Raw genomic sequence first — 14,579 nt, forward strand, 5'->3', positions numbered from 1 at the left:
TCGTCGTTTTGAGGCAGTACAACCCTCCCTTCGCCCGTCATCGAAAAACCGGAAGACCGACCGCACTGAAGATCGCCGGACTCGCGGCGATCGTGCTGGTGCTGGCCGGCCTGCTGATCTTCGTGCCGTTCAAGTCACCTGACTCGACCAGCAGCACACCGCCGATTGCGGCGTCGTCGCAGAGCACCTCCACGCGGACGGCGTCCGAGTCGCCGTACGGCGACGTCACGGGATACCGGCCGCACTCCGGGCCGGCGAGTCCCACGCAGGAGCCCACGGCCAGCAAGGAGAGACTCGCCAACCCCGCGGCGGGTTGGTTCACCCCGACGCAGCCCGCGGCGACTCCGAGCGCACCTGAGCCGCCGTGGTCACCATCAGCGTCGCCGCGGTCGACCTCGACCGCGCCGACGAAGCCCTCCTCGACCCAGCCGCCAGGCCGGCCGACCAGCCCTGCACCGTCGGAGCCGTCCTCGACCCGGGCGAGCACACCGACCCAGCCGACCACACCAAGCCCGAGCAGCCCGACCGATCCCGGCACCACTCCAACGGAGCCAAGCACCACTCCAACGGAGCCGAGCGCCACTCCAGCCGAGCCGAGCCCCAGTACGCCGGAGCCGAGCAACACCCACGCCCACCCGACGCCGAGCCCCTGACAATGCCCCTGACAGGCCCATGCCAGCGGCCATGCCGGTGCCATGCACACCGACCCCCGGATGACGCGGTTTGGTGGGCGACTGTGATGTGAGGGATGGTGTCCTGGAGCGGAGTGCGACTACGCCGCGCGATAAGGTCGGGCGGTCCACGTGGTCGCAACGGGAAGGTGGATCGTTTCCATGAGCGTCGGTGAAGTCGCCGGGTTGATAGCCGCCTGCGCGCTGCTCATCCTGGTGGGCCTGCTGGCCTATCCGATCCTGAAGCTGGGCAAGGTCTTCGACGAGACCCGGATCCTTGTGAAGGGCGTCTCCAACGAGACTGTCCCGCTGCTCGGTGAGGTGACCACCACCGTGTCGACGACCAACGCTCAGCTGGCCAAGGTCGACACCATCACCGACAACGCGACCACCGTGACGACCAACGCGGCCGCGCTGATGTCGCTGTTCTCGGCCACTGCCGGCGGCCCGCTGGTGAAGGCGGCCGCGTTCACGTACGGCGTGCGCCGCGCACTGGGCGAGAGCCAGCGCCGGGATGTGTCCCGGCGGGTGAAGGAAGAGATGAAAGCGGAGCGCAAGGCGCGCAAGCGAGGTGACGTCCGGTGAAGCGGATCTTCTGGTTGATCATCGGCATCGCTGTCGGTGTCTATGCGGTGACCCGGTTGAAGAAGCGGGCCCAGGTGCTCGCGCCGGAGGGCCTGCAGGAGTCCGCGGCCAAGCTCGCGGCGGCGGTCCGGCACTTCGGCGACGAGGTCCGCGAGGGCATGGCCCAGCGCGAGACGGAGCTGCGTGACGCGCTGGGCATCGACACCGCACCCAACCCAACTGACACGACGCAGCGTGAGGATTACCGGTAACACCCATGGAAACCAGTGAGATCAGGCGGCGGTTCCTGAAGTACTTCGAGGACCGGGGCCACACCGTGGTGCCCAGTGCGCCACTGCCGTCGCCGGACCCGAACCTGCTGTTCAACGTGGCCGGCATGGCCCAGTTCGTCCCGTACTTCGTCGGCCAGCAGACGCCGCCGTACCCGCGGGCGACCAGTGTGCAGAAGTGTGTCCGCACCCTCGACATCGACGAGGTCGGCAAGACCACGCGGCACGGCACGTTCTTCCAGATGAACGGCAACTTCTCCTTCGGCGACTACTTCAAGGAGAAGGCGATCGAGTACGCCTGGGACCTGGTCACCCGGTCCCAGAACGACGGCGGCTACGGCTTCGACGAGTCGGTCCTGTACGCGTCGGTGTACTACGACGACGACGAGGCGATCGACCTGTGGAAGCGGATCGCCGGTCTGCCCGACGACCGGATCGTCCGGCTCGGCATGAAGGACAACTTCTGGTCGATGGGCATCCCCGGCCCGTGCGGCCCGTGCTCGGAGATCCTGATCGACCGCGGCCCGGAGTTCGGCGCCGACCGGGACTGGGAGGCGGGCGACCGCTACCTGGAGTTCTGGAACCTGGTCTTCATGCAGAACATCCGCGGCGAGGGCGGCGGCAAGGACGGCTACGAGATCCTCGGCGAGCTGCCGAAGAAGAACATCGACACCGGTCTCGGCCTCGAGCGCGTCGCGTACCTGCTGCAGGGCGTCGACAACATGTACGAGATCGACGAGATCTACCCGGTGATCGAGCGGGCCGCCGACCTGAGCGGCCGCAAGTACGGCGCCGACCACGTCGACGACGTACGGTTCCGGGTGGTCGCCGACCACGTCCGCAGCGCGCTGATGCTGATCGGCGACGGCGTGAACCCCGGCAACGAGCAGGGCGGCTACGTGCTGCGCCGGCTGCTCCGCCGCGCGATCCGCTCGATGCGCCTGCTCGGCTACGAGGACCCGAGCCTGGTCGAGCTGCTGCCGGTCAGCCTCGAGCAGATGAAGAAGTCGTACCCCGAGCTGGAGCCCGACTTCGGCCGGATCAGCCAGGTCGCGTACGCCGAGGAGGAGGCGTTCCGGCGCACTCTCACGGCCGGGACGAGCATCTTCGACGTCGCCGTGCGCGAGACCAAGGCCGGCGGTGCGCACCAGCTCGAGGGCTCGAAGGCGTTCCAGCTGCACGACACCTACGGTTTCCCGATCGACCTGACCGTCGAGATGGCCGCCGAGCAGGGCCTGCAGGTCGACACCGAGGGCTTCAAGTCCCTGATGAAGGAGCAGCGCGAGCGGGCCAAGGCGGACGCGCGCGCGAAGAAGGCCGGTCACGCGGACACCTCGGGCTACCGGGAGCTGCGCGAGAAGGGCGTCACCGAGTTCACCGGGTACCAGGAACTGTCCACCGACTCCCAGGTCCGCGGCCTGCTGCGTGAGGGCGTCGTCTCCGACGCCGCCGAGCAGGGCGAGACCGTCGAGGTCGTGCTGGAGAAGACGCCGTTCTATGCCGAGTCCGGTGGCCAGATCGCCGATGAGGGCCTGATCGTGGCCGACGGCGTGAAGCTGAAGGTGCTCGACGTCCAGCGGCCGGTCAAGGGTCTGATCGTGCACAAGGTCGAGGTCGTCGAGGGAGTACTGCGGCCCGGCCAGGACGTGCACGCCGAGGTCGACCACGAGTGGCGCGTCTCCGCCTGCCAGGCACACTCCGGCACGCACGTCGTGCACGCGGCGCTGCGCCAGGTGCTCGGCCCGAACGCGCTGCAGAGCGGTTCCTACAACAAGCCCGGCTACCTGCGGCTCGACTTCGCCTGGTCGTCGGCGCTGGACCAGTCCACCCGGTCCGAGATCGAAGAGGTCGCGAACCTCGCCGTCCGCCAGGACCTGCCGGTCTCGGCGCAGTACATGTCGCTGCCGGAGGCAAGGGATTGGGGCGCGCTGGCGCTGTTCGGCGAGACGTACGACGAGTCGGTCCGCGTCGTCGAGATCGGCGGCCCCTGGTCGCGTGAGCTCTGCGGTGGCACGCACGTCAAGCACTCGTCGCAGGTCGGTGCGCTGACCATCACCAGCGAGGCGTCGGTCGGTGCCGGTGTGCGCCGGCTGGAGGCGTTCGTCGGTATGGAGGCGCTGCACTACCTCGGCCGCGAGCGCGCGCTGATCCGGCTGCTCAGCGAGAACCTGAAGACCCGCCCGGAGGAGCTGCCCGCGAAGGTGGCGGACCTGTCCGAGCGGCTGCGGGCCGCGGAGAAAGAGCTCGAGCGGGTCCGGGCCGGCCAGGTCCTGGCCGCCGGCGCCGAGCTCGCCGCGAACCCGAAGGACGTCTTCGGAGTCCAGTACGTCGGCCATCGCGCGCCGGACGGCGTGAACGGTGGCGACCTGCGCAAGCTGGCGCTGGACGTGCGCGGCCGGATGCCGGCCGACAAGCCCGCGGTCATCGCCGTACTCAGCGTGAACGACGGAAAGCCCGGCGTGGTGATCGCCCTCAACGACACCGCTCGCGAGTGGCGGCTGAAGGCGGGGGACCTGGTCCGGGTCGCGGCCGAGAAGCTGGGTGGTCGCGGCGGCGGCAAGGACGACGTCGCGCAGGGTGGCGGCACCGATCCGGCGGGTGCCGACGACGCGCTGAGCGCGGTGGAACACACCGTCGGCCAGCTGGTCACGGGTTGACCCTGATGGTCCGATCGGCACACCCGGAGGCACGCTGATGCGCCGGGGCGTGCGGCTCGCGCTGGATATCGGCGACGCCAGGATCGGCGTCGCCAGCAGTGATCCGCACGGAATCCTCGCCACTCCGGTGGAGACGGTCCGCCGTGGCCCCGGTGATCTCGATAGGATCGCCACACTCGCCGCCGAACTGGAGGCGTTCGAGATCGTGGTCGGTCTGCCCCGCTCCCTGTCCGGGGGCGAGGGGCCGGCGGCGGTGAAGATCCGGGAGACGGCGGAACAGGTGCGAGACAAGGTGCGGGAGGGGAACGCGGGGCCGGAGGTGCGGCTGGTGGACGAGCGGTTCACCACGGTGACGGCCGAGCGGATGCTGCGCGAACGGGGCAAGAAGGGTTCCAAACGACGCGCGGTGGTCGACCAGGCCGCGGCGGTCGTGATTCTGCAACACGCGCTCGACCTCGAGCGCGAGTCCGGCAACCCGCCCGGGAGGCCCCTGTGAACAGACCATCGCTGGACGAAGATCTGAACGAGAGCGAAGACCTGGGCGCCGGCCTCGGACTGCGGCCGGAGGGCCGGGTCGAGCGCCGGGCGAACCGCCGCAAGGCCCGCGCCCGGCGCGGGTTCGGCTGCTTCGCCGGACTGATCTCGCTGCTGGTCGTCGGCTCGCTGGTCGTCGGCGCTGTGATCGGCTTCGGCAAGGGCAAGGACGCGCTCGAGCAGATGTTCGCGGCGCCGGACTACAGCGGCGACGGCACCGGCTCCGTGGTCGTCGAGATCACCCAGGGCCAGAGTTCGCAGTCGATCGCGGACACGCTGGAGAAGAAGGGCGTGGTGAAGAGTGCTCGCGCCTTCGAGCGGGCCGCCCGCGACGATCCGCGGTCGCGTCAGGTGCAGGCCGGGACCTACACCCTGCGCAAGGAGATGTCGGCCAAGGCCGCGCTCGAACTGATGCTGAACCCGGCCAAGTCGATCCTGATCACCCGGATCAGCTTCCGCTCCGGCCAGACCAAGGCCGAGGTCAGCGACACCCTGCAGAAGTCGAAGCTCAAGCTGCCGGCCGGCGCCGCCGCCGCAGCGATGGCCAAGCCCGCCGCGCTCGGCCTGCCGGCGTACGCCAAGAACAACCCCGAGGGCTTCCTGTACCCGGGAACGTACGACATCCCGAAGGGTGCGACGGCGTACACGATCCTCAAGCTGATGACGGCCCAGTACGCGAAGAACGCGGCCGCGCTGGACCTGGTGAAGACCGCTCAGCGCAAGAAGCTGGATCCGTACCAGGCGGTCATCGTGGCCAGCATCATCGGTGCCGAGACCAACCGGCCGCAGGACTACGCCAAGGTCGCGCGCGTGATCTACAACCGGCTGCAGGCCGGGAAGATGCTGCAGATGGACTCGACCATCCACTACGTGGTCGGCAGGAACGGCGGGGTGTTCACGTCGTCCGAGCAGCGCGACATCGACTCGCCGTACAACACCTACAAGGTGAGAGGGCTGCCGCCGACGCCGATCAACTCGCCGACCAAGGACACGCTGCGGGCCGCGATCAACCCGGCCGCGGGTTCGTGGATGTACTTCACGCTGGTCAACCTGGACACCGGCGAGACGGCGTTCGCGAGCTCGGCGGACGAGCACCTGCAGAACGTGCAGAAGCTGCAGACCTGGTGCGCGGCGCACAAGGGCCGGTGCTGATGACCCGTTGTGCCGTGCTCGGTTCGCCGATCGCGCACTCGCTGTCGCCGGCGATGCACCGGGCCGCGTACGCCGGGCTCGGCCTGGACTGGGGGTACGACGCCTACGAGGTCGGGGAGGACGAGTTGCGCGCATTCGTCGCGTCACTCGGGGACGACGTCCGTGGGCTGTCGTTGACGATGCCGCTGAAGCGCGTCGCGCTGGACCTCGTCGACACCGTCGACCCTGTCGCCGAGCTGATCGGCGCGGCGAACACGATGCTGTTCGAGCCGGACGGATCCCGCTCGGCGCACAACACCGACGTCCCCGGGCTGGTGAACGCGTTCGCCGAGCGCGGGATCACCGCCGCGGATTCGGCCGTCGTGCTCGGCGGTGGCGCGACCGCCGCGTCGACGCTGGCCGCGTTGCGCGGACTGAAGGTCAGCGAGGTGACAGTCGTCGTACGCGACCTCTCGAAGGCCGAGCGGCTGCTGGACCTGGCGGCCGAGCTCGGGCTGAAAACCTCGGTCGCGGACTTCTCCCAGGTCGAGCAGATCGGTGGGTTCGATCTGTGCGTCTCGACGCTGCCCGGAGGCGCCGTCGATCCGTGGGCCCACCACTTCGCGGGAGTCGCGCCGGTGGTGTTCGACGTGGCGTACCACCCGTGGCCGACGCAGCTCGCGATCGCGGCGCACCGGATCGGTACAGAGCTGTTGAACGGCCTTGATCTCCTCGTGCATCAGGCGATCCTCCAGGTGGAGATGATGACCGGTAGGTCGCCCGCACCACTGGCGGCCATGAGGTCCGCTGCCCGTGAGGAGCTCGACGATCGTGAGCCAGCTTGACCGCCGGACGGTACTGAAGGCAGGCGGAGTTCTCGCCGCCGCCGCGCTGACAAGCTGCACCGACACCAAGGACGCCAGTGCCGGCGCCCCGAACTGGAACAGCCTCGCCCATTCACTGGCGGGCCGCGTGTACCTTCCTGCGTCGTCCGGGTACGCCGCCTCGCACCAGTCTTCAACCCGCGCACAACGTCAGTGCGGCCGTCGATCCGGACCTGTTCTGGGCGCTGCGGGGGAGCGGCGGCGGGAACCTCGGGGTGGTCACGTCGTTCCGGATGGCCACGATCCCGGCTGCCAAGATCGGATTCTTCCGGCTGACCTGGCCGGAGTCGACGGCGGCGGCTGTCGTCCGCGGCTGGCAGAGGTTCGCCCAGACCGCGCCGGTCACCTCCTGGGGCAATCTGCACATCGATGCCCGGAGCAACGGAACGCTGTCGATCCACGTGCTCGGGATCTCCACCACCGGCACCGCGTCGGCCGCCGCGGCACAGCTCGAGTCGTTCGTGGGGTCGAAGGCAACGGTCCGATCGATCACCGTCAAGACGCACCTGGAGGCGGTCAGGTACCTCGGTGGCGGGACTACGAGCCCGCGATCGGGGTTCCTCGCCGGGTCCGACGTACTCAAAGGGCCGATGGATGCGGCGACGATCACCGCGTTGCTCGGTGCGGTGAAGGCAGCCGCGCGGGCCAAGACGCCGGCGTCGGCGATCATCGACCCGCTTGGTGGGCAGGCGGCCAAGCAGCCGTCCGGCGGTTATGTGAACTACGTCGAGACCGGCCGCTCCGTGAGTACGTACTACGGTGCGAGCCTGGCGCGGCTGCGGACGGTCAAGAAGAAATACGACCCGGCGAACTTCTTCCACACTGCTTACACCCTCGGCTAGCTACTCTCCCGCCATGAGATTGTGGCGAGTTCTCGCAGGAATGCTGGCGGCCGGATTCGTCGCGGCCGGCGTGACCCCCGCCTGGGCGTGCGCCTGCGGCGGCTACCTGCCCGACGCCCAGTCGCTCGCCCGTGCGTACGGCGAGAACGCATTGGTCCGGCACGACGCCGGCACCGAGCAGATCACGTTGTCGATGGCGATCAACGGGTCGTCGAAGAAGGCGGCCTGGATCATGCCGGTGCCCGCCGCGGCGAAGGTCGAACTCGGCGACACCGCGCTGTTCGACCGCCTGAACCACATGACCCGGCCGAAAGTGGTGGTCCGCAAGACCTACTGGCCGTTCCGCAACCTCGGAATCATGGCGGGCGGCGACACGGCCGGTGCCGCGGCACCGGCCTCCGGGGTGAACGTGCGCGAGCAGATGGTGCTCGGCCCGTTCCAGGTCGCGCGGCTCGGCGGCTCGACCGGTTCCGCGGTGACCGACTGGCTGCGCACGAACGGGTACGTCGTACCGGCTGGGCTGGCGGCGAACCTGACGCCGTACCTCAGTGAGAACTGGGAGATCGTTGCTGTGAAGCTGGCACCGCGGACCGACGGCGAGTCGATGAGTGGTGCGACGCCGCCGCTGCGGCTGACGTTCGCGTCGGACCGGATCGTCTACCCGATGCGGCTGAGCAAGGGCGCGTCGACCGCGCAGACGGTCACGGTGTACGTCGCGTCGGCGCATCGCGTGGACGCGACGACCCTGCCGGACGCGGACGTGCGGCCGGAGCTGCTGTACGCCGGTCGGGTCCAGGACGACGCGATGACGGCGCCGGCCGACTTCCTGACGGCGTACACGGTCACCTACCGCGACCCGAGCAAGATCTCCAGCGACTTCACCTTCGGCCGGGCGGCGACCGATGAAGAGTTCCAGCGGATCGAGTACGTGACCCGGAACGACGGTTTGCTGAGCACGATCGGCGTCCTGTTCGGCGGCGTACTGCTGATCGGCGTCGGTACGGCGGTGATCGCGCGGGTGCTGGTCCGGCGGTCGTCCACAGGCCGTCCGGGGCGACCGACCGATATCGTCTAGGCTCCTGGATCGTGCCGGCTGACAACGCGTTGCTCGCCGCAGGGGCCGGTGTGGTCCTCTGCGGACCTGCCGCGTTCGTGCTCGGTCCCTGGTTGCTGCGGCGGATCCCCGAGCCGCTGCTCGAGGAAGGCGATACCAAAATCCCGTACGCCGACCTGGCCGGGCCGCGGGCGGCGTACTGGTGTGGTGCATTGGCGGCCGTGTCCGCTGGGCTGCTCGGGTGGATGCTCGGCACCTCCGCGGTGTTGCCGGCGTGGCTGTTGATGGCGATCTCCGGCGCGATCCTTGGCTACATCGACGCGAGGACGCGGTTCCTGCCGTCGGCGATCATCTGGCCGTCGTACGCCGTGGTCGGCGTCGCGCTGGTCGGCGCCTCGGCGGGGTCGGGGGACTGGGGTGCGTTGCGCCGGGCCGCGATCGCGGGCGTGATCGGGTTCGTGGTGTTCTACGTGCTGTGGTTCGTCTTCCCGAGCGGGGTCGGATTCGGCGACGTCCGGTTGTCCGGGCTGCTCGGACTGGCGCTCGGCTGGCTCGGCTGGGGAGAGTTCGTCAGTGGGTTGTACGGCGGGTTCTTCATCGGTGCGCTGGTCGGGATCGTGTTGATCGTGGCAAGGGGGATGAAGCGCAAGCAGATGGTTCCGTTCGGGCCGTTCATGCTCATGGGCGCTCTGGGCGGCGTACTGCTCGGCGGTCCGCTGGAGCGGTTGTACGTCGGATAGCGTCCGCCGCGGTCGCCGGTGGTGCCGCGAGCGGTCTCGCCGGCGGCGGCTGCAGCAGCTTAAGGCGAAGTGGGACCCGCGCAACGTGTTCCACCACAAGCTGGCCATTCAACTGCCGACCCCACCACCCCCCGGTCGGTTCGAGCGCGTTGATTCACCAGCCCGGGTAGCGGAATCGCCAGGGCGTTTCCGGTCCGTAGTCGCCGTGCAGGCGGCGGTTGCTGATGAACTCCAGGGCGAAGTCGTCGGCCAGCTGCAGCATGACCGAACGGCCCTCGACGGTGAAGACGAGCTCTGCGGGTAGGGCCGTCTCACCGTGGAGGGCACCCAGGATGTTGCCGCAGATCGCGCCGGTGGAGTCGCTGTCGCCGCTGTGGGTCACCGCGAGGGCGAGGGCGTCGAGGAACTGTTCGGGCCTCGGGTAGGCGAGGGCCGCGTAGACGGCAATGGCCAGCGCCTCCTCGGCGATCCATCCGCCGCCCAGCGCCTGCTCGATCGTCGCCGGTCCGTGCCTTCCGGCAGCCGCGGTACGTCGCGCCGCGGCGAGCGCCGTACTGGTCTCTTCGTGGCCATCGTGCTGGGCGAGTATCGCCATCGTGGTGTCGAGCGCCGCATCGAGGTCGGCCCCGTTGCACACCTCGTGGATGATCGCGGCCAGGGCACCCGATGCGAGCTTGCCGGTCGGATGGCCGTGGGTGTAGCCGGCCGCGGTCGCGGCGGAGTCGAAGACCCATTGGGTGCCGTAGATCGCGGGCATCAGACCGAACGGCGCGACGCGCATCACGCCGCCGCAGCCCTTGGAGTCGTTGACGGCCTGGTCGCCGAACTGCCGGATCTTCGGCTGGCCGTTGCGGGCCGACATCAGCGCGTTGAGGCACGTCGTACCGGGCGCACGTCGTACGTAGAGCCATTGCTCGGCTTGCAGCCAGCCGTCGCGCTCACCGCTCGGTCCGCGCAGGGTCTGGGTGTCGAGCCAGCGGTCGTACGCATGGTGCAGCACGGCGACCGTGAAGCCGAGGCCGCGGTCGGTGCGCACGCTGGCCCGGATCAGTCCCTCGACGGTGAACAGGGTCATCTGGGTGTCGTCGGTGATCGTCCCCGGCGGCCAGCCGGCGTCGCCTCCGGCAACGAAGGAACGGACGCCCTCCGGGTGCTTGGCCAGGATCGTTGCGCTGTCCTGGAACTCGACCGGACCACCGAGCGCGTCCCCGATCGCCCCGCCCTGCAAGCATCCGCGGACCCGCGCCCGCCACATCTCCTCCGCCGCCCGAGTCATGCCAGAACCCTATCGATGGTGGTGTCAGGGCTACCCCCAGACGGGTTCCAAGGCCAGTTCGCCGCGGTCGTCCAACTTCTACGGTCGTTGGTAGGACACAACGATCGCCGAGGAGCGCAACATGGCCCCCGCATTCCGTCGTACCGCCGGGCGCCTGGCCGTGGCGGCGCTCGCCACCACCGCCCTGGCCGGTGCCGCGCTTGCCGGCGGTCAAGCAGCCACCATCTCCACGTCCTGCCACACCTCACCCATAGTCAAAACCTTCGACCTCGTCCTCTCCGTCCGCGACGGCCTGACCCAAGAAACCCACTCCTGTCGCTGAGTTGAGGAATTCTGTCCAGTCTGTCTAGACTGTTTCCGAGGTGATGGCGACGATGTCGATCGCGGGACAGTGGCAGCTGCAGGAGGCCAAGCAGCACTTCAGTGAGTTGATCCGGGCGGTCCAGGCGGACGGTCCGCAGTTCGTGACCAAGCACGGCGAGCAGGTCGCGGTGGTGCTGGACATCCTCGACTACCGCCGGATGCGTGGGGAGGAACTCGTGGACTTCAAGGACTTTCTGGCCTCGGCGCCCGATCTGAGTGTTCTCGAGATCGAGCGGTCGACGGCACCGGCGCGCGAGGTCGACCTCGAGTGAGCTACCTGCTGGACACGAACGTGGTGTCGGAGTTCCGGCGGTCGGCCCCGCACACCGCAGCCTCGACCTGGTTCGGGTCGGTGCGCTCGAGTCAGCTGTTCCTGAGTGTCCTGGTCGTCGGTGAGATCAAGCAGGGCATCGAGCGGCTGGCGGCGCGGGATCCGCAGCAGGCGGCCGCGATCGAGGACTGGCGGCAGCGCTTGGTGAACGGGTACGGCGATCGGATCGTCCCGGTGTCGCTGGAGGTCGCCGAGACCTGGGGACGGCTGAACGCCGGTTCGCCGTTGCCGGTGGTCGACGGGCTCCTCGCCGCCACGGCGCTCGTGCACGACTGGACCCTGGTCACGCGCAACGTCCGCGACGTCGAGCGAACGGGTGTGCGGGTGCTCAATCCCTTCGGCGACTGAGCGGATGAGACCGGCGTCTGGGGAGTGGGATGGGCGTGGGAGGATTGCGGCATGCTGCGCTGGCTTACCGCCGGCGAGTCGCACGGACAAGCGCTCGTCGCCGTACTCGAAGGTCTTCCCGCTGGTGTTCAGGTCACGACTGATGACGTGGCCGACGCCTTGGCTCGTCGTCGGCTGGGCTACGGCCGTGGCGCGCGGATGAAGTTCGAGCGGGACGAGGTGTCGTTCGTCGGCGGGTTCCGGCACGGTCTGAGCCTGGGCAGCCCGGTCGCGATCCAGGTCGGCAACACCGAGTGGCCGAAGTGGGAGCAGGTGATGAGCCCGGATCCGGTCGACCCGGAGACGCTGGCGGACCTGGCCCGGAACGCGCCGCTGACCCGCCCGCGTCCCGGTCACGCGGACCTGGCCGGCATGCAGAAGTACGGCTTCGACGAGGCGCGCCCGGTGCTCGAGCGGGCCAGCGCCCGCGAGACCGCCGCCCGGGTCGCGCTCGGCGAGGTCGCGGCCCGGTTCCTCCGGCAGGCGTACGGCGTGACGATCGTCAGCCACGTGGTCGAGCTCGGCACCGTCAAGGCGCCGTACGGCGTGATCCCGGCGTACGACGACGTCGCGAAGCTGGACGCGGACCCGGTGCGGTGCCTGGACGCGGACGCGAGCAAGGCGATGGTGGCCGAGATCGACGCCGCGCAGAAGGCCGGCGACACACTCGGCGGCGTGGTCGAGGTGGTCGTGGACGGTCTTCCGCCGGGCCTCGGCAGCTACGTGCACTGGGACCGCCGGCTGGACTCCAAGCTGGCCGGTGCGCTGATGGGTATCCAGGCGATCAAGGGCGTCGAGCTCGGCGACGGCTTCGAGCTCGCCCGGACGCCGGGTTCGCAGGCGCACGACGAGATCGTCGCCGAGGACGGCATAGTCCGCCGGACCAGTGGCCGCTCGGGCGGCACCGAGGGCGGCATGAGCACCGGCGAGACGCTGCGGGTGCGGGCCGCGATGAAGCCGATCGCGACCGTGCCGCGGGCATTGCGCACGATCGACACCAGCACCGGTGAGGCCGCGGCCGCGCATCACCAACGCTCCGACGTCTGCGCCGTACCGGCCGCGGGCATCGTGGCGGAGGCGATGGTGGCGCTGGTCCTGGCCGAGGTCGCGCTGGAGAAGTTCGGCGGCGACTCGGTCGCCGAGTCCTCGCGCAACCACAAGTCGTACCTGGCGAGCCTGCCGTCGACCATCACGCCGCGGGAGTGGGCAGAGCAGTGAGTCCGGTTGTCGTTCTCGTCGGCCCGCCTGGTTCGGGCAAATCGACCGTCGCCGCGCTGCTCGCCGAGCGGCTGCAGGCCACCCACCGCGACACCGACACCGATGTCGAGGCCGGCGCGGGCAAGCCGATCTCGGACATCTTCGTCGACGAGGGCGAGCCGCACTTCCGTGCGCTCGAGCGGGCCGCGATCGTCGCCGCGCTGCAGGACGACGGCGAGGTGCTGTCGCTCGGTGGCGGCGCGATCCTCGACGCCGACACTCGCGCCGACCTGGCCGGCCACAACGTCGTCTTCCTGGACGTCACCGTCGGCGAGGCCGCCAAGCGGGTCGGCCTCGGAGTCGCCCGTCCGCTGCTGCTCGGCAACGTCCGCACCCAGTTGCGCAACCTGATGGAGGCGCGCCGCCCGCTGTACGGCGAGGTGGCCAAGCTGACCGTGCTGACCGACGACAAGACCCCGGAGCAGATCGCCGACGAGATCCAGGAGCAGCTCGGATGACCAGGATCCGGGTGGAAGCCGCAGCGCCATACGACGTTGTCATCGGCAACAATCTGCTCGGTGAGCTGCCGGGATTGCTGGGCGAGGGTGTGCAGCGGGTGGCCGTGATCCACCCGCGCGCGCTGCGGACCAGTGGTGACGCGATTCGCGACGACCTGACCGGGTCCGGGTACACCGCGCACGCGATCGAGATCCCGGACGCCGAGGACGCCAAGACCGCGGAGGTGCTGGCCTACTGCTGGTCGGTGCTCGGGCAAGCCGGATTCACCCGCTCCGACGCGATCGTCAGCATCGGTGGCGGTACGACGACCGACCTGGCCGGCTTCGTCGCGGCGACCTGGCTGCGTGGGGTGAAGGTCGTGCACATCCCCACCACCCTGCTCGGCATGGTGGACGCGGCCGTGGGCGGCAAGACCGGCATCAACACCGCCGAGGGCAAGAATCTGGTCGGTGCGTTCTGGGAGCCGGCCGGCGTGCTGTGCGACCTGGCCGCGCTGGAGACCCTGCCGCGCAACGACTACGTCAGTGGTCTCGCCGAGGTGGTGAAGTGCGGGTTCATCGCGGACCCGGTGATCCTCGACCTGGTGGAGAAGGACCCGGCCGGCGCCGCAAGCCCGTCGTACGACGCGACCGAGGAACTCATCGCGCGGTCGATCCAGGTGAAGGCGGACACGGTCGGTGCGGATCTGCGTGAGCGGACCACGACGGCCGGGGCAGCGATCGGCCGGGAGGCGCTGAACTACGGGCACACGCTCGGCCACGCGATCGAGCGCGTCGAGCGGTACAAGTGGCGGCACGGCGCCGCGATCAGCATCGGCATGGTGTTCGTCGCGGAGCTGGCCCGAGCGGCCGGTCGCCTCGACGACGCCACCGCCGACCGGCACCGCGCTGTACTCGAGTCGCTCGGGTTGCCGGTGACGTACCGCGCCGACGCCTGGCCGCACCTGCAGGACGCGATGAAGCTCGACAAGAAGACCCGGGCCGACCGGCTCCGCTTCGTCGTCCTGGACGCGCTCGCCCGGCCGACGATCTTCGAGGCCCCCGACCCCAGCCTGCTGATCGCCGCGTACGCCGAAGTCAGCTGAGCACCCGAAGTCAGCCGACCACCCGAAGTCAGCCGAGCACGGAGAGTGGCCGGAA

17 protein-coding genes and 1 pseudogene are annotated in these 14,579 nt (G+C 69.5%); 16 read left to right on the plus strand and 2 right to left on the minus strand.

Annotated features, from left to right (window positions below):
* Nucleotides 1-37: 37 nt before the first annotated feature.
* On the minus strand, nucleotides 38-625 hold the full coding sequence (locus tag ACIBG5_RS21190) for a hypothetical protein (protein WP_396393194.1): 588 nt from the start codon (nucleotides 623-625) through the stop codon (nucleotides 38-40).
* A 208-nt stretch (nucleotides 626-833) separates the two neighbouring features.
* Between ACIBG5_RS21190 and ACIBG5_RS21195 the strand changes: the two genes are divergently transcribed.
* From ACIBG5_RS21195 to ACIBG5_RS21240, 10 genes and pseudogenes are all read left to right on the plus strand, one after another.
* Nucleotides 834-1,256 (plus strand): DUF948 domain-containing protein, encoded by a 423-nt coding sequence (locus ACIBG5_RS21195; protein ID WP_396393195.1) that lies wholly within the window; start codon nucleotides 834-836, stop codon nucleotides 1,254-1,256.
* Nucleotides 1,253-1,507 (plus strand): DUF6167 family protein, encoded by a 255-nt coding sequence (locus ACIBG5_RS21200; RefSeq protein WP_396393196.1) that lies wholly within the window; start codon nucleotides 1,253-1,255, stop codon nucleotides 1,505-1,507. The genes ACIBG5_RS21195 and ACIBG5_RS21200 overlap by 4 nt, the downstream gene beginning before the upstream one ends.
* 5 nt (nucleotides 1,508-1,512) lie before the next feature.
* Nucleotides 1,513-4,182, plus strand: coding sequence for an alanine--tRNA ligase (gene alaS / locus ACIBG5_RS21205; protein ID WP_396393197.1), 2,670 nt, complete (start codon nucleotides 1,513-1,515; stop codon nucleotides 4,180-4,182).
* A 37-nt stretch (nucleotides 4,183-4,219) separates the two neighbouring features.
* Nucleotides 4,220-4,678, plus strand: a complete 459-nt coding sequence (gene ruvX, locus ACIBG5_RS21210; protein WP_396393198.1) for a Holliday junction resolvase RuvX — start codon at nucleotides 4,220-4,222, stop codon at nucleotides 4,676-4,678.
* Nucleotides 4,675-5,868, plus strand: a complete 1,194-nt coding sequence (mltG, locus tag ACIBG5_RS21215) for an endolytic transglycosylase MltG (protein WP_396393199.1) — start codon at nucleotides 4,675-4,677, stop codon at nucleotides 5,866-5,868. Before ruvX ends, mltG begins: the two co-directional genes overlap by 4 nt.
* Entirely contained in the window at nucleotides 5,868-6,692 is an 825-nt protein-coding gene (locus ACIBG5_RS21220) for a shikimate dehydrogenase (RefSeq protein WP_396393200.1), read from the plus strand. Before mltG ends, ACIBG5_RS21220 begins: the two co-directional genes overlap by 1 nt.
* 77 nt (nucleotides 6,693-6,769) lie before the next feature.
* Entirely contained in the window at nucleotides 6,770-7,573 is an 804-nt protein-coding gene (locus ACIBG5_RS21225; RefSeq protein WP_396393201.1) for a BBE domain-containing protein, read from the plus strand.
* A 13-nt stretch (nucleotides 7,574-7,586) separates the two neighbouring features.
* Nucleotides 7,587-8,648, plus strand: coding sequence for a DUF2330 domain-containing protein (locus tag ACIBG5_RS21230; protein WP_396393202.1), 1,062 nt, complete (start codon nucleotides 7,587-7,589; stop codon nucleotides 8,646-8,648).
* Nucleotides 8,649-8,659: 11 nt separating this feature from the next.
* Nucleotides 8,660-9,367 carry a prepilin peptidase gene (locus ACIBG5_RS21235; RefSeq protein ID WP_396393203.1) on the plus strand — a complete coding sequence of 236 codons (708 nt, stop codon included), beginning with the start codon at nucleotides 8,660-8,662 and terminating at the stop codon, nucleotides 9,365-9,367.
* A gap of 49 nt (nucleotides 9,368-9,416) precedes the next feature.
* Nucleotides 9,417-9,473 (plus strand): annotated as a pseudogene (locus ACIBG5_RS21240) (BBE domain-containing protein); the annotation flags it as partial.
* Nucleotides 9,474-9,521: 48 nt separating this feature from the next.
* On the opposite strand, the gene ACIBG5_RS21245 reads toward ACIBG5_RS21240, so the two are convergent.
* Nucleotides 9,522-10,643, minus strand: coding sequence for an ADP-ribosylglycohydrolase family protein (locus ACIBG5_RS21245; RefSeq protein WP_396393204.1), 1,122 nt, complete (start codon nucleotides 10,641-10,643; stop codon nucleotides 9,522-9,524).
* Nucleotides 10,644-10,764: 121 nt separating this feature from the next.
* On the opposite strand from ACIBG5_RS21245, the gene ACIBG5_RS21250 reads away from it, so the two are divergent.
* The 6 genes from ACIBG5_RS21250 to aroB are packed head-to-tail and all read left to right on the plus strand — an operon-like array spanning nucleotide 10,765 to nucleotide 14,524.
* Entirely contained in the window at nucleotides 10,765-10,965 is a 201-nt protein-coding gene (locus tag ACIBG5_RS21250; RefSeq protein WP_396393205.1) for a hypothetical protein, read from the plus strand.
* 52 nt (nucleotides 10,966-11,017) lie between these two features.
* A complete protein-coding gene (locus tag ACIBG5_RS21255; protein ID WP_360443861.1) occupies nucleotides 11,018-11,278 on the plus strand; it encodes a type II toxin-antitoxin system Phd/YefM family antitoxin in 261 nt (86 codons plus the stop codon).
* On the plus strand, nucleotides 11,275-11,685 hold the full coding sequence (locus ACIBG5_RS21260; RefSeq protein ID WP_396393206.1) for a type II toxin-antitoxin system VapC family toxin: 411 nt from the start codon (nucleotides 11,275-11,277) through the stop codon (nucleotides 11,683-11,685). Before ACIBG5_RS21255 ends, ACIBG5_RS21260 begins: the two co-directional genes overlap by 4 nt.
* 51 nt (nucleotides 11,686-11,736) lie before the next feature.
* Nucleotides 11,737-12,942, plus strand: a complete 1,206-nt coding sequence (aroC, locus tag ACIBG5_RS21265) for a chorismate synthase (protein ID WP_396393207.1) — start codon at nucleotides 11,737-11,739, stop codon at nucleotides 12,940-12,942.
* Complete coding sequence (locus ACIBG5_RS21270; RefSeq protein WP_396393208.1) at nucleotides 12,939-13,439, plus strand: shikimate kinase; 501 nt, start codon at nucleotides 12,939-12,941, stop codon at nucleotides 13,437-13,439. Before aroC ends, ACIBG5_RS21270 begins: the two co-directional genes overlap by 4 nt.
* On the plus strand, nucleotides 13,436-14,524 hold the full coding sequence (gene aroB / locus ACIBG5_RS21275; RefSeq protein WP_396393209.1) for a 3-dehydroquinate synthase: 1,089 nt from the start codon (nucleotides 13,436-13,438) through the stop codon (nucleotides 14,522-14,524). The genes ACIBG5_RS21270 and aroB overlap by 4 nt, the downstream gene beginning before the upstream one ends.
* The last annotated feature ends 55 nt before the right edge of the window (nucleotides 14,525-14,579 follow it).

This window comes from Kribbella sp. NPDC050241, assembly GCF_044459685.1.
Taxonomy (GTDB): Bacteria; Actinomycetota; Actinomycetes; order Propionibacteriales; family Kribbellaceae; genus Kribbella.

Coding starts and splice junctions, on each gene's coding strand:
- ACIBG5_RS21195 (WP_396393195.1), top strand. CDS start 834: ATGAGCGTCGGTGAAGTCGCCGGGTTGATAGCCGCCTGCGCGCTGCTC.
- alaS (WP_396393197.1), top strand. CDS start 1,513: ATGGAAACCAGTGAGATCAGGCGGCGGTTCCTGAAGTACTTCGAGGAC.
- ruvX (WP_396393198.1), top strand. CDS start 4,220: ATGCGCCGGGGCGTGCGGCTCGCGCTGGATATCGGCGACGCCAGGATC.
- ACIBG5_RS21220 (WP_396393200.1), top strand. CDS start 5,868: ATGACCCGTTGTGCCGTGCTCGGTTCGCCGATCGCGCACTCGCTGTCG.
- ACIBG5_RS21230 (WP_396393202.1), top strand. CDS start 7,587: ATGAGATTGTGGCGAGTTCTCGCAGGAATGCTGGCGGCCGGATTCGTC.
- ACIBG5_RS21245 (WP_396393204.1), bottom strand. CDS start 10,643: ATGACTCGGGCGGCGGAGGAGATGTGGCGGGCGCGGGTCCGCGGATGC.
- ACIBG5_RS21250 (WP_396393205.1), top strand. CDS start 10,765: ATGGCCCCCGCATTCCGTCGTACCGCCGGGCGCCTGGCCGTGGCGGCG.
- ACIBG5_RS21255 (WP_360443861.1), top strand. CDS start 11,018: ATGTCGATCGCGGGACAGTGGCAGCTGCAGGAGGCCAAGCAGCACTTC.
- aroC (WP_396393207.1), top strand. CDS start 11,737: ATGCTGCGCTGGCTTACCGCCGGCGAGTCGCACGGACAAGCGCTCGTC.
- aroB (WP_396393209.1), top strand. CDS start 13,436: ATGACCAGGATCCGGGTGGAAGCCGCAGCGCCATACGACGTTGTCATC.